The sequence below is a fragment of the Sodalis praecaptivus genome (genome assembly GCF_000517425.1).
Classification (GTDB): Bacteria; Pseudomonadota; Gammaproteobacteria; order Enterobacterales; family Enterobacteriaceae; genus Sodalis_A; species Sodalis_A praecaptivus.
Window position 1 is genome coordinate 2661214 of record NZ_CP006569.1, and the last position, 13231, is coordinate 2674444.

Annotated in this window: 10 protein-coding genes; 3 read left to right on the top strand and 7 right to left on the bottom strand. The window is 58.3% G+C overall.

Annotation, left to right across the window (positions count from 1 at the left end; all coding sequences use genetic code 11):
- The 7 genes from SANT_RS11730 to SANT_RS11760 form a co-directional block, all read right to left on the bottom strand.
- Nucleotides 1-1797 carry an EAL domain-containing protein gene (locus tag SANT_RS11730; RefSeq protein WP_025422487.1) on the bottom strand — a complete coding sequence of 599 codons (1797 nt, stop codon included), beginning with the start codon at nt 1795-1797 and terminating at the stop codon, nt 1-3.
- A 207-nt stretch (nt 1798-2004) separates the two neighbouring features.
- Nucleotides 2005-3306 (bottom strand): tagatose-bisphosphate aldolase subunit GatZ, encoded by a 1302-nt coding sequence (gene gatZ, locus SANT_RS11735; RefSeq protein WP_025422488.1) that lies wholly within the window; start codon nt 3304-3306, stop codon nt 2005-2007.
- On the bottom strand, nt 3303-4277 hold the full coding sequence (locus SANT_RS11740) for a sugar kinase (RefSeq protein WP_025422489.1): 975 nt from the start codon (nt 4275-4277) through the stop codon (nt 3303-3305). Before SANT_RS11740 ends, gatZ begins: the two co-directional genes overlap by 4 nt.
- Before the next feature lie 38 nt (nt 4278-4315).
- Nucleotides 4316-5305: an ABC transporter permease gene (locus SANT_RS24125; RefSeq protein ID WP_025422490.1), complete on the bottom strand. Its 990-nt coding sequence runs from the start codon at nt 5303-5305 to the stop codon at nt 4316-4318.
- A complete protein-coding gene (locus SANT_RS24130; RefSeq protein WP_025422491.1) occupies nt 5306-6796 on the bottom strand; it encodes a sugar ABC transporter ATP-binding protein in 1491 nt (496 codons plus the stop codon).
- Between the two features lie 207 nt (nt 6797-7003).
- Nucleotides 7004-7894 carry a substrate-binding domain-containing protein gene (locus SANT_RS11755; RefSeq protein WP_025422492.1) on the bottom strand — a complete coding sequence of 297 codons (891 nt, stop codon included), beginning with the start codon at nt 7892-7894 and terminating at the stop codon, nt 7004-7006.
- A 620-nt stretch (nt 7895-8514) separates the two neighbouring features.
- Nucleotides 8515-9369 carry a tagatose bisphosphate family class II aldolase gene (locus SANT_RS11760; protein WP_025422493.1) on the bottom strand — a complete coding sequence of 285 codons (855 nt, stop codon included), beginning with the start codon at nt 9367-9369 and terminating at the stop codon, nt 8515-8517.
- A 544-nt stretch (nt 9370-9913) separates the two neighbouring features.
- Here SANT_RS11760 and SANT_RS11765 point away from each other — a divergent pair.
- From SANT_RS11765 to SANT_RS11775, 3 genes are all read left to right on the top strand, one after another.
- Complete coding sequence (locus SANT_RS11765) at nt 9914-10741, top strand: DeoR/GlpR family DNA-binding transcription regulator (protein WP_025422494.1); 828 nt, start codon at nt 9914-9916, stop codon at nt 10739-10741.
- Between the two features lie 10 nt (nt 10742-10751).
- A complete protein-coding gene (locus tag SANT_RS11770; RefSeq protein ID WP_025422495.1) occupies nt 10752-11705 on the top strand; it encodes a sugar kinase in 954 nt (317 codons plus the stop codon).
- 168 nt (nt 11706-11873) lie between these two features.
- On the top strand, nt 11874-13109 hold the full coding sequence (locus SANT_RS11775; protein ID WP_025422496.1) for a sugar transporter: 1236 nt from the start codon (nt 11874-11876) through the stop codon (nt 13107-13109).
- Nucleotides 13110-13231: the final 122 nt, after the last annotated feature.

A 13231-nucleotide genomic window follows, 5' to 3' on the forward strand; every position in this document is an offset into this window, starting at 1 on the left:
TTAGATCGGGGCCGTCGCGTGAGGCTCGGCGCGCCACGGCTGCCCTACCGTCGCCATAAACTGACTGAACGCCGCCAGGGGCAGCGGCCGTGAGATATAAAACCCCTGCGCGCCATCAAACCCCAGTGCGGCCACTTCGTCATACGTCGCCTGGTCCTCGACGCCCTCGGCGATCACCTGATAGTGCAAATCATGCAGCATTTTGATCAGATAGGTCAGAATCACCCGGTTACGCGCATCCTCCGCCATATTACTTATCAGCGAACGGTCGATCTTAATAACGTCCGCGGGCATCGTAATCAGATAGCCGAGATTGCTATAACCGGCGCCGAAATCGTCAATGGCAATGCGATAACCTTCGCGTTTGAGCGCGTCAAGGTGGGTTAACGCCCGTTGATTATGCAAGATTTCCTGCGTTTCCAGGCATTCCAGCTCCAATAGGGCCGCCGACGCCGGGTACGCTTTTTTCAGCTCGCGCATCAGCCGCAGAAAACGCTCGCTAGAGAGATCCTGCACCGATACATTGACCGATACCGATAGCGACCGCCCCTCCTCGCGCCACAGCGCCATATGTTTCAGCACTTCACGCAGCACCCAGCGGGTGATGGCGGAGATCGACCCGGACTTCTCCGCCACAGGGATGAACTCCGCCGGCGAGATATCGCCAAACAGCGGGTGCCGCCAGCGGATCAGCGCCTCGGCGCTTTCAATCATCCCGGTACGCAAATTCAATTTCGGTTGGTAATAAACGGCAAATCCCGCGGCGGGGGAAATCCGCTTGGTCAAGTCCTGCACCAGGGTGGTTAAGCGCTGCTGCGAGAGATCATTATCCGGATGATAGCGCATCACCCCCTGCTTACTGCCTACCGCGTCGTGCAGCGCGCTCATGCATTCGCGCAGAATTTGCTGCGGCTGGCGTCGGGGTGAAGCGCTAAAGCTGGTCAAGCCGGTGTTCAGTTCAAAAGGCAGGGTAGAGAAACGCGCATGGCCCGTGTTGAGCGTTTTACGCAGACGGCGGATGGTGTCCAGCAGATCGGCGGTGTCCGCCTCGTCATACAACACCGCAAATCGGCCAAACGCTACGCTGTAAAGATGATAGCGCGACCCCAGCGCCGTACGCATTTGCTGGGCCATGGCCAGGATACGCGCCTCGACCGTCGCGATACCGAACGCTTTGGCGGTATCATTAAGGCGTACAATATCGGTGGCTTCAATCAGCGCCAGACCGTAATGCGGCTCGCGCGCCTCAAGCTCCGCCAGCTCATCAAACAGCCGCTGCCGATTGGGCAATAGGGTTACCGGGTCGATAAGCCCCAGCCGGTGGGTTTCCTGCATAAAAGCGGTGACCATCGCGCCGAGGGCTTCCAGCCGCTGGCGTTCTGGCAGGCTGAGGGCGCGCGGCTGATAATCGATAATACACAGGCTGCCGATGGCAATGTTATTTTTGGTCAGAAGCGGCGTGCCGGCGTAAAAGCGAATGTAAGGAAAGCCCTGTACCAGCGGATTTTGGCTGAAACGCGCATCCTGACGAGCATCGTCAACCACCTGCGTTTGTTGCGCGTCGACCACGAAACGGCAAAAGGAATCTTCGCGCGGGGTTTCATCCAGCGGGAAATTGTGTTTGGCATAGATGACCTGCTTCTCTTCCCCGACAAAGGTTATCAAACAGGTCGGGGCCGCCAGGATTTTACAGGTCAAGGCGGTAATCAACTTGAATATACCGGCTTGCTCGCCGCGCGCCAGCGCGTCAATCATTTTACGCCGCTCGCTCTCCTTGCCGCCCAAATGATCCAGCATCCCGCCTCCCGAGAAAGATAAATACGTTTTGACGCTGCGTTATTTCAGCTTAGCGTATTGAGTATATCTCGTCAGCGGTGATGCGCGTAATGTTGGCGCGCAGGCCCCTCTCCTTTATAAGTTTGCCCGGCGCCCGCTCATAAGGCCCGCGCCGGCCGGGGGGAAACGCTACTCCCCCGGCGGCGAGACGCGCTTTGGCGTCGAGCCTTAGCGCGACAGCGCATAGGTCTGCGGCGCCGCCACCGTCCGTGGCCGGCAGCCATAGGCGTAATCCCGCAGCACATCCTGGATCTTGTCCATAATCAGACTGTGCGGATCCGCACGGCACTCCCCCGCCAATACCCGCCGGTACTGTAGCGGAAAATATTGACTTAGCATGCCAAGCGGCAGACGGCAGGCGGTCAGTTGGCTTATTAGCTGGCGCAGCGCCGCTGCGATGCGGTCCTGCGGCCAATAATAGCGAATGCGATCGGACAGGCTGTAATGCAAATCCACCATCGCCTGGGAGTGGCGGGGATGGTAATACTGTTCCCAATACTTCGGCTCATCCAGCATCACGCTATCGATGACCTCCAGAATACGGCTTTGCCGCTCCGCCGGCACCAGCGCTTTTTCCATCAGCGCCAAACTGAAAATCGCCTCGCGCAGGGCGAACGTCAGCGCCGGCCCGACTTTCAGGATGGCGAAGTGATCCTGCACCAGTTGTGCTAACGCCTGCGGGGTCTGATAATCGGTGGAGTGAGCCTCGAACACCCAAGGCGTGCTGGCGATAAAGCGCGACAGCGCCTGGGCGGCCGCCGGGCGATAATGGATAATATTGCTGTGATCAAATTCCACGCCCGGCTGAACCACCAGGGCGATGATACGGTTCAGGGCCTGCTGCTGCCCTAGGCGACGAAAAGCGTCTTCATGCAGGGTCAGCGTTTCCAGCGCGCGGTCAGGCGTTGTCACATGCACTCTCCCGATAGTGTCGGTCTCGCCGCCGGGAACCGGGACTTCCGTACCAATCACATAGCATAGCGCTTGCCGTTGAGCGTCGCTGGCGCTGGCCTCCGCCGCGGCGCACAGCTGTGCCGACCGCAGCGCTACCGTTTCCGGCGGCAGCGGCACCGGATCGTCTAGACAGGGCATCGACGCATCCAAATGAATTTTACTGAATCCTGCCCGCACATAGTCAGCGACCAGTTGTGCAGCTTTCGCCATTGCGACCTCTGCCGTTTCATCGCGCCAGCAGTTAGGACCGAGATGATCCCCCCCCAGGATCAGGCGGGAAAGCGGAAAGCCTACCCGGCTGGCAATGGCCTGGACGAAATCGCGAAAGCCCGCCGGCGTCATGCCGGTATAACCGCCGAACTGATTGACCTGATTGGACGTGGCTTCAATCAAGACCTGGCGCTCGCCGTGTAGGTCAAAACGCAGCGCCGCCTCTACCACCAGCGGGTGGGCGGAACAAACGGCACAGATCCCTAGGTGTTCACCCTGTTTGTGTCGAGCAATTATGGTTTTCATTGACGTTCCTGAATACTGTGATTATCGGAAACCGGCGTTTGCCGCTGCAAAAACGCCTCGATTTGCGCCAGAGTAGAGGTCCCCTCCATGGGACCTTGGCGCGTCACCGCCAGCGCGCCGCAGACGTTGGCATAGCGCAGCGCCTGGCTGATGCTGAATCCGCGCTGGCGACAAGCAATAAAGGCGCCGCCAAAGCAATCGCCGGCGCCGGTGGGGTCCACCTCAATGACCGGGTAGCCGGGCACATGGAGCGTTTGTTCGGCGCTAAAATAGCTTGCGCCCTCGCGGCCCCGCTTTACGACCACTTCCCGGATGCCGTTTTGCAAAAACCAGTCGATGGCCCCCTGCGCGTCGCTGGCGGGCGACAACAGCACCACTTCGCTGGCGCTGGGGAGATAGCAATCGGTCAACTCCAGCATGAAATGCAGCGCATCGCGCATTTCGGGGATGTCCAGCATTTCTTTGCGGATATTGGGATCGAAAGAGAGCGTGCCACCGGCGGCTTTCACCTGCTCAGCCGCCTTTTTAACCGCATCCACCATCTGGAAGGAGAAGAGCGACGAGCCCATGATATGCAGATGTCGACAGGTCGCCGGCAGCATTTCCGCCACTTGCTCGGGGGAAATATGGCCGCAGGCGGAATGCTTGATGTTAAAGATGAAATCCCGTTCGCCGCCGGATTGATAAGCGACAAAAGCGCTGCCGGTGTTCTCCTGGGTCAGCATACGGATACCGCGGGTGTCGACACCGTCACGCGCCAGCCTGTCGACATTCAACCGGCCAAAGCCATCATCGCCGACGCAGCTGATAATGCCGCCGCGGACGCCGAGCTTACTGACCTGATCGATAAATATTGCCGGCGCGCCGCTGGGATAGGGACCGTGCCAAACGCCCGGATGGGTAAACCCCTGGCCGATATTCGCCGCCATCATTTCCACCAGGACTTCACCAATGGTATAGATACTGTTCATCACCCTGTTTCCTTTTGTGTGCTGTAAGCCCGCCCCGGTTAACCGCGTTTCTTTTTATTTCTGACGTCGACATAAACCGCCACCAGGATCACCATCCCCTTCACCACCATCTGGTAAAAATAGGGCACGTTCATCAAATTCATCCCGTTGTTGATGACCCCGATAATCAACGCGCCGATCATGGTGCCTACAACCGTGCCGTAGCCGCCGGTAAGACTGGTCCCACCCAGTACCGCCGCGGCGATGGCGTCCAACTCATAGCTGAGCGCCGCGTTGGGTTGGCCGGAGTACAGCCGCGACGCCAGAATCAGCCCGCTAATGCCCGCCATCAGTGCGGTTATCATGAACACTTTGATGCGCAATGCCGTCACATTGATACCGGAGTACAGCGCCGCTTCCCGGTTGCCGCCGGTGAGATAAATTTTGCGCCCGAACGTGGTACGGCCGAGCACGGCGTGGTTGACCAGCAGCAGCAACGCCAGGATCCAGATGGGCAGCGGGATCAGTAGCCATTCGCCGTTACCCAGCGCCAGGAAGCCGGGATCGCTTATCATGACCGGCATACCGTCGGTAACGATGTAGGCTACGCCGCGGAAGATGCCCATGGTGGCGACGGTAACGATAAAGGAGGGAATGCCCGCCACGGCGGTCAACGCGCCGTTGATGAGGCCCAACAGCAGCGCCGCGATAATCGCCATGGGCAATACCAGCAACAAGGGGACGCCAAACGATAGCCCCAGCGCGGCGAACGTACCCACCAGCGCGATGGTGGCGCCCACCGACAAGTCAATGTCCCCCAACAGCAGCACATAGGTCATGCCGTAAGCGGTAATGGCGATAATCGACACTTGCAGCACAATGTTGGTCAGATTATTGGCGGTAAAAAAACTGTCGCTCAACAGGCTGAACAACAGGACCAGGGCCACCAGGCCGCCCACAATGCCGCCATACTGTTTCGCGGCGCGGATAAAACCGGCGCCGGCGCCATCGCGCTGGTGACCGGGGGAAAGGAGAGCTTTGTCACTCATTTAGGCGACTCCTGTAGCGGCGGAAATGACCTGGGCCGGGGTTAAGTTCGCGGTGGGATAAATGTCCACGATGCGTTTGGCGCGCATGACCGCCAGGCGATCGCTGAGCGCCATGACCTCCGGCAGTTCGGAGGAGATAAACACGATAGCGGTGCCGTTGGCCGCCAATTGACGCACGGTCTGATAGATCTCGTATTTCGCGCCCACATCGACGCCCCGCGTCGGCTCATCGAGAATCAATACCCGTGGGGTTTTTTGCAACCATTTCGCCAGCACGATTTTTTGCTGATTGCCCCCGCTCAGCGTGCCGGTGCGCTGATAAGGGGAACTGACGCGGATCCTCATGCGCCTTATCGCCTCCCGGGTGGTCTGCCGCTCCCGGCGGCGGTTAATCAGCGGGCCGGCATGCTGAAAAGCGATATGCTGCAAATTAAGATTGACGTCATGGCTCAGTACCAGCCCCTCTTCTTTGCGATTTTCGGTGACGAACGCGATACCCTGCGCAATAGCCTGGCCGGGTGAGCGAATAGCCACCGGTTTACCCGCCATCACGATGTCGCCATCGCAGCGGGTCACGCCGAAAATCCCTTTCATCACATCGCTGCGACCGCTGCCCACCAGGCCGAAGAACCCCAGCACTTCCCCCGCCCGGACACTAAAGCTGATATCGGAAAATTGTCCCGGATGGCTAAGATGTCGCACGTCAAGCAGCGGCACGGCGCCGGGATCCGGCCCGGCGCCCAGCCGGGGTGGGAAGACGTTTTTCATTTCCCGGCCGACCATTTGCGCAATCAATTGTGCAATTGTCGTTTGGGCACGCTGATGGGTCGCAATAAAGGCGCCGTCGCGTAATACCGTAATATCATCCGACACACGCATGATTTCATCCATGCGGTGGGAGATATACACCACCGCGCAGCCTCGCGCCTTTAAGCGGTCGATGATGCCGAATAAAATGCCGGCTTCGCCGTCGCTTAACGAGGACGTCGGCTCATCCATAATCACCACCGAAGCCGGAAAGCTGAGCGCTTTGGCAATTTCCACCAACTGCCGTTGCGCCAGCGATAGCGCCCCCACCTGCTGATAAGGGTCGGTATCGATGCCTAGTGTCGTCAGCAACCGCCGGCAGTCGGCCACCATTTGGCCATCGCGGATAAAACCGCAGCGTGCTGGCTCATGGTTGGCATAGATGTTCTCCGCCACCGTCATATTGTTGCTGAGGCTCAGTTCCTGAAACACGGTGGCGATGCCCAGCGCGCGAGCGTGCGCGGGGTTGCGTATCGTTACGGGACGACCGTCAAAGAGAAGCGTCCCGCGGTCCGGGGCATAAAGACCGGCGAGGATTTTCATCAGCGTCGATTTTCCGGCGCCGTTTTCCCCGAGCAGCGTATGAACTCTGCCGCGGCGTAGCGTCATGCTGACGCTGTCCAGCGCCGCCACGGCGCCGAAACGTTTCGCGATATCACGCACTTCCAGCTGAATATCCGACATCTTGCTCTCCGGTTGCTGAACTCGCCCCAGGCGCCAAGCAAAGCGGCGGCCCGTCATGCCGAGGCGATCAAAAAGACGTTGCCCGCACCGCATCATCATTCAGCCGATGCGCGGCTCGCGCCAAAACCGCGGCCCGTCACCCAAAACGCCGCGAAAGACGTTGGCCGAACCGCGTAAGCCCCGGCCGACGCCGGACGCTTGTTGCCGTCAGTGTTTCTGATAAATCCCGGGGGCTACGGCAATGGTTTTCGGCACCGTTTTGCCGTTGAGATAATCGACCGTCGCCGCGACGGCTTTACTGCCCATTTGATCCGGATACTGCTGGATGACGGCGACAAAAGTGGGCTCGTTGTCCACCGCCTTGCGCGCTTCCGGCATGCCGTCGAAGCCGATGATTTTGATGCGATCATTACGCGCCGATTTCGCGGCGATCACCGCCGCCAGCGCCGCGTCGTCGCCAAAACCGAACAGCCCGTCCAGATTGGGATGACCCTGAAGAATATTTTGCGCGGTAGTCAACGCTTCCGCGCGGGTGATGCCCGGCTGCACGGCAACTATCTTTATCGCCGGCGTGTCGGCCAACCCTTTTCTGAAGCCTTCAACCCGCGCGACCACCGACTGCAACGCCGGGTAATCAATAATGGCCACGTTGCCTTTGCCGTTCAGCAATTTCCCCATCAGCCGGCCGGCCGCCACGCCGCCCGCGTAATTGTCGGTCGCGACATGGGTAATGACCGGTACCCCCTCGGCGGCGACATCGACGCTAATTACCGGAATACCGGCTTTTTCCGCTTTGATAATGGCCGCCTGAACGCCGCGCGAATCCACCGGCGAAATAATAATCGCGTCAACTTTTTTGGTGATGAAATCCTCAACGTCCGATAATTGTTTATTGAGATCTTGATTGGCAATTGAAATATTAAGTGTTACATCCTCTCGCTGCGCTTCCGCTTTCATGGCGTTCGCCAATTCAATATAAAACGGGTGTTGCTGCGTTAGCAGCGAGGCGCCGAGTTGATAGTGTTTTGCCTGCGCGGAATGCGATAATAGCGATAAAGACGCCGCCAGCAGAGCGCCGATAAGTGTAGCTTGCTTCATGTTTTTAGACCTCAATGTCGTTAGCGCCGCAGGGTACGCGACGATTCAGCCACAGCATGACGCCGTGACTCCAGGAGATAGGCCCGGCCAGCGGGCCGGCCGTCTTGAGACTAAACCTTACTCGGCACACCCCATCATCCGGCAAACCGCCGCGCTGGCCGGCCGCCCTAGGCGCGTGACGCACGCGCAGGAATGAAAAACGTCAGCCCCCGATTAACGGCTGTCGCTGTTTGCTTACCGGTAGCCAATTATCAATTGCTGTAGCTAATCGCCAATAGCCAATAGCCAATAGCCAATAGCCAATAGCCAATAGCCAATAGCCAATAGCCAATAGCCAATAGCCAAAATTATTTTATTTTTATTATTGGTTTTATCATTTTATTTTATATGTAAGCGAATTCATTCGTTACTCAAATAATAATGCGACCGACGCTCGCCGCGAAAACCCCGTTGGCACATTGCCCGTTATCCCACCATTGGCTAAGCCCAGCGCAGTCCCTTCCATTATTAGTACCGGGAAAAGGAATGTCATATCCCCGCTATTTCCGCTGTCAGCGTATTGAAGGCGCTACAGGAGTGGGAATTCCCGACCTGACGCCATGACGTTCACGGCTCGAAGGTTAACTTTTGCCTTCACTGCCGCAAAGTGTAATCACCTTGTCGACAATGCCTTTCATCGCCCGTTTCGCCGGTGGCATATAATGGCGCGGATCGGTGGCGTCGGGATGCGCAAGCAGATACGCTTTCAGAGCGCCGGCAAAAGCCATTTTCAGCTCGGTAGCCACATTGACCTTGCAGATCCCCAGACCGATGGCACGGCGAATATCCTCGTCCGCCAGACCGGACGCACCGTGCAGCACCAGCGGCACGCTCACCCGTTGGCGTATCTGCTCCAGCCGGGCGAAATCCAGCTGCGGCGCAGCTTTATACAGCCCGTGGGCGGTGCCGATCGCCACGGCGAGAGAATCGATACCGGTACGGTCGACGAATTCCGCCGCCGCTTGCGGCGACGTAAACAGTTCATCGCGCGCCGCCACCATCACATCGTCTTCCTGACCGCCGAGCCGTCCCAATTCAGCCTCGACGCTGGCATCAAAACGATGACTGAATGCCACCACCGACTGCACCAGCGCGATATTGCGCTCAAACGACAGCGCCGAGCCGTCGATCATCACCGAGCGAATACCGGCATGCACTTTCGCACTGATATCCGCCAGCGTTTCATGATGATCCAGATGCATCACCAGCGGCAGTTGATATTCCGCGGCGAGCGCGCGGGCGATCATGACCAGATTCGCGGTGCCGCCATAGGTGAACGTGCCGGGCGTTCCGGCTAGAATGACCGGAGAACGCCGCGCCGCCACGGTTTCCACGATCACCTGCAACGTTTCAAGATTGTGTATATTAAACGCCGGTACCGCATACCCTTCACGTTGCGCTTTCAGCAGCAAGTATTTGCTGGAGATAACAGGCATATCGCTTTCTCCTTAACCAAGGGCGGCGTGAGCGGTTAGCGCAAAAGCCCTACTTTCCCGTTCTTCACCGCCATCCGTTTCTTATAAGCTGCAAGGGAATTATAATAACCTTCAAATTATAACCTAATATAGAGGTTAGGTCGTAAAAATGGCGTGACAGCGATCAAATTTAAGCACAATACTTACAAAACGTAAATAATAGTTATTGTAAAACGAAAGTGTTAGTCGCTATTCGGTCTATTTGCCTTTTCCCCGTCCGGTCTCTCACTCTGCGCGTTAAAAAGGCTGTTGTCCCGCCAAGGGCAATGGTACAATTATTTAAGGTTAACATAATGATTATTAAGGTTTATTATTAATTTCACTTTTAATTTACCTTGCCCGCCGCGCGCCATGCGCCGCGCGGGAAGCCATCGTCGACGACGGCGCGTGCCGGTCGGGCCGTTTACCGCGCCCGTGCGGGCGCCGGTCTGGGTTGCCTGAAACTTTCAATTGAAAAGTTTGCGGACTATAGTGAGGCTATTTACCGCTTATCCAGGATGGCAACGTGCCGAGAAAATCATCCAACTTACTGAAGCGGCGACTGAAAATCGCTGAGATTGTACGAAAGCAGGGAGAAATCCGGGTCGAGAGTCTTTGTGAGCAGTTGGGCGTGTCCGGCGTCACTATCCGCGGCGATTTGGCTTACCTGGAGCAGCAGGGATATTTAAAACGTTCGTTCGGCGGGGCCATTTCCACCGCCGCCGCCACCGCGTCGCAGGCTGTCGCGCCGCCGGTCGGCGCAGTACCCAACCGTGCCGCTGAGCTGGAGATGGCGCTGCATTGCGCGCGCCTGGTGGCCGATCGGGATACCCTGTTTCTAGGGCACGGCGCCATTACCCGCAAGGTCATCCCCTTGCTGAGCGGTCGGAAAAAGCTGCGGCTCATTGTAAACGACCTGCAGCATGCCCTATTGGCGGATGAGTTTATCGATGGCGAAGTGATCCTGGCAGGCAGCGAAATGATCCGTAATCGTCACGTTTTGGCCGGCAAAACGCTGGACAGCGTCGTGCAACATTACACGCTCTCCCATTGTATTTTGCAGGCCACTTCACTGGACGCCACCGGCGCGCTCAGCGGCGATTTGCCGCAGTTGGCCCCGCATTATCAGCGGGTGCTCGATATGGCGCAGATGAAAACCCTGCTGGTCACCGGTTATCCGCCGCCCGAGGGCAATCACGCGCCGGCCGGCCAATTGACCCAGTTGGACAATCTGGTGACCTGCGGCGCGGTGAATGGATTTTATCAACAGCAGTTGTTCGAGTCGGATTTCATTATCCGCTACAGCAATAATGAGTGTTTTACCTGGACTAATCGGGATTCTACTGGGGATTAAAGGGGACGCTATGTCTGTGAGCATCTGCACCATGGGTGAGTTACTGGTGGAATTTTTATGTAAAAACTACAACCAGGGCTTTACCCGGCCCGGGGAGTTCCTCGGCCCCTATCCCAGCGGCGCGCCCGCCATTTTCGCCGCGCAGGTCGCCCGGCTGGGTTTCAGTTCGCTGCTGTTCGGCTGCGTCGGCAACGACGATTTCGGCGAGCTTAATATTGAGCGGCTGCGCCAGGAAGGCGTGGCTACCGAGGGGATAACCCGGGTGGACAAAGCCCCCACCGGCACCGCCTTCGTCAGCTATCGTACCCCTCTCGAGCGGGATTTCATTTTTAATATTCCCAGCAGCGCCTGCGGCTTTCTTTCCCCGGATCATATTCAACCCGCCCTGCTTGAACGCTGCCAGCACTTTCATATCATGGGGTCGTCGCTGTTTTCGTTTCGTATTATTGACGCCATGCGCAAAGTGATCCAGATAGTGAAGGCCAATCAAGGAACCGTCTCCTTCGATCCCAATATTCGCAAGGAGATGATGAATATCCCCGAAATGCGTCAGGCGTTCGACTATATCCTGGAATATACCGACATCTTTTTGCCCAGCGAAGGGGAGATGCCCTACTTCGCCCACGGCCGCAATCAATCGGAAGCGGCCATCGTGGCCGACCTACTGGCGGGAGGGGTGCAGCATGTCGCCATCAAACGCGGCGGTAACGGCGCCAGCCATTACCAGCGGCTGCGGGGCGAGCTGCGCGAGCTGCATGTGGCGGGCTACCAGACGCCGCTGGTGGACCCCACCGGCGCGGGCGATTGTTTCGGCGCGACGTTTGTCAGTCTGCTATTGGCCGGCTATCCGGTAAGCGAGGCGCTGACCTATGCTAACGCCAGCGGCGCGCTGGCGGTATCGCGTAAGGGTCCGATGGAGGGTATTTCCACTTTACAGGAAATCAAACGGTTGGTGCTGGCCTAAACGGCGGGCGGGGATCAGCGAAAACCGGCTAAAAAAAGCGGCACAGATCACAGATCCAGAGTAAACTGTCATCACGCAGCCGGGCGTTGTCGGCCCCCGCTGCCCACGACGGCACCTCAGGGCGCCCGGTGCTTTCCGCTCATTTCTACTTTGTTGGCTGTCATCGCAATGCAAACGACCCATTCCTCCCGCCGTTCCAGGGCCCGCCCGCCGTTTACGCCACGCACCAGCCGCTCAAGAGCCTGGCTACGGGTGCTATGCATGGCGCTGGCGGCCTTTATCTTCAATACCACCGAGTTTGTACCGGTGGGACTTCTCAGCGCTATCGCCGACAGCTTCGCCATGACGCCGGCCCAGGTGGGGTTAATCATCACCGTCTACGCCTGGGGGGTCGCGCTGATGTCGCTCCCGCTAATGCTGCTGACCAATAAGATGGAGCGGCGTGCGTTACTGATGGGCACCTTCGCGCTGTTTATCGCAAGCCATGTCCTCACCGCCTTCGCCTGGAATTTCTGGGTGCTGATGTGCTCGCGCATCGGCGTGGCGCTCGCGCATGCGGTGTTCTGGTCGATTACCGCCTCGCTGGCGATTCGAGTCGGTCCGAAAGGGAAATCGGCGCAAACGCTCAGCCTGCTGACCACCGGGACCGCGCTGGCGATGGTACTCGGGCTCCCGTTGGGAAGGCTTATCGGCCAATATTTGGGCTGGCGTATTACCTTTGGCATTATTGGCATCACCGCGCTGGCGATCATGCTGTTGCTATGGCGCCTGCTGCCGCGTTTGCCGAGCAACCATTCCGGTTCTTTGAGCAGCGTGCCGGAATTGTTTCGCCGCCCCGCGCTGGTCAGCATTTACGGGATTACCGTGGTGGTGGTCACCGCCCATTATACCGCCTATAGCTATATTGAACCCTTCATGCAGCGCGTGGCGGCCGCCGGCGAAAACTTTACCACCATGCTGCTGCTGCTGTTCGGCGCCGCCGGTATCCTCGGCAGCCTGCTATTTTCCCTGTTGGGCAACCGCCATCCCACCGCGTTGCTGGTGGGCGTCATTGCCTGCCTGATGGTGTGCCTGCTCCTGCTGTTGCCGCTGGCGCCGCACAATGTCGGCATTGTGCTGTTGTGCGTGCTCTGGGGAATGGCCATGACCGCCCTCGCCCTCAGTTTGCAGGTGAAAGTGCTCGGTATGGCACAGGACGCCACCGATGTAGCGATGGCGCTGTTTTCCGGCATTTTTAACCTAGGTATCGGCGCCGGCGCGCTGCTGGGTAATCAGGTCAGCCTGTTTCTCTCGATGGACGACATCGGTCTGGTGGGCGCCCTGATTGCCTTGCTGGGCCTGGGGCTGTGTATTTGGGCATTTCGTCGTTACCGCGCCACGTTCCGCCTCATTAATTTGGGCTAAGACGGCCGACGGCGCGGCCCTGTCGCAACCCGGCGCACACGCTTGGCCCACATTACGCGTCGCCGTCCGGCGCAGGTGCGTTGACGCCGGCGGCACAGCGCACCTGCCGCCGGTGAGTCTCG

Excerpts from the sequence above, each read along its gene's own strand:
- SANT_RS11730 (WP_025422487.1), bottom strand. The coding sequence starts at position 1,797 with ATGCTGGATCATTTGGGCGGCAAGGAGAGCGAGCGGCGTAAAATGATT.
- gatZ (WP_025422488.1), bottom strand. The coding sequence starts at position 3,306 with ATGAAAACCATAATTGCTCGACACAAACAGGGTGAACACCTAGGGATC.
- SANT_RS11740 (WP_025422489.1), bottom strand. The coding sequence starts at position 4,277 with ATGAACAGTATCTATACCATTGGTGAAGTCCTGGTGGAAATGATGGCG.
- SANT_RS24125 (WP_025422490.1), bottom strand. The coding sequence starts at position 5,305 with ATGAGTGACAAAGCTCTCCTTTCCCCCGGTCACCAGCGCGATGGCGCC.
- SANT_RS24130 (WP_025422491.1), bottom strand. The coding sequence starts at position 6,796 with ATGTCGGATATTCAGCTGGAAGTGCGTGATATCGCGAAACGTTTCGGC.
- SANT_RS11755 (WP_025422492.1), bottom strand. The coding sequence starts at position 7,894 with ATGAAGCAAGCTACACTTATCGGCGCTCTGCTGGCGGCGTCTTTATCG.
- SANT_RS11760 (WP_025422493.1), bottom strand. The coding sequence starts at position 9,369 with ATGCCTGTTATCTCCAGCAAATACTTGCTGCTGAAAGCGCAACGTGAA.
- SANT_RS11770 (WP_025422495.1), top strand. The coding sequence starts at position 10,752 with ATGTCTGTGAGCATCTGCACCATGGGTGAGTTACTGGTGGAATTTTTA.
- SANT_RS11775 (WP_025422496.1), top strand. The coding sequence starts at position 11,874 with ATGCAAACGACCCATTCCTCCCGCCGTTCCAGGGCCCGCCCGCCGTTT.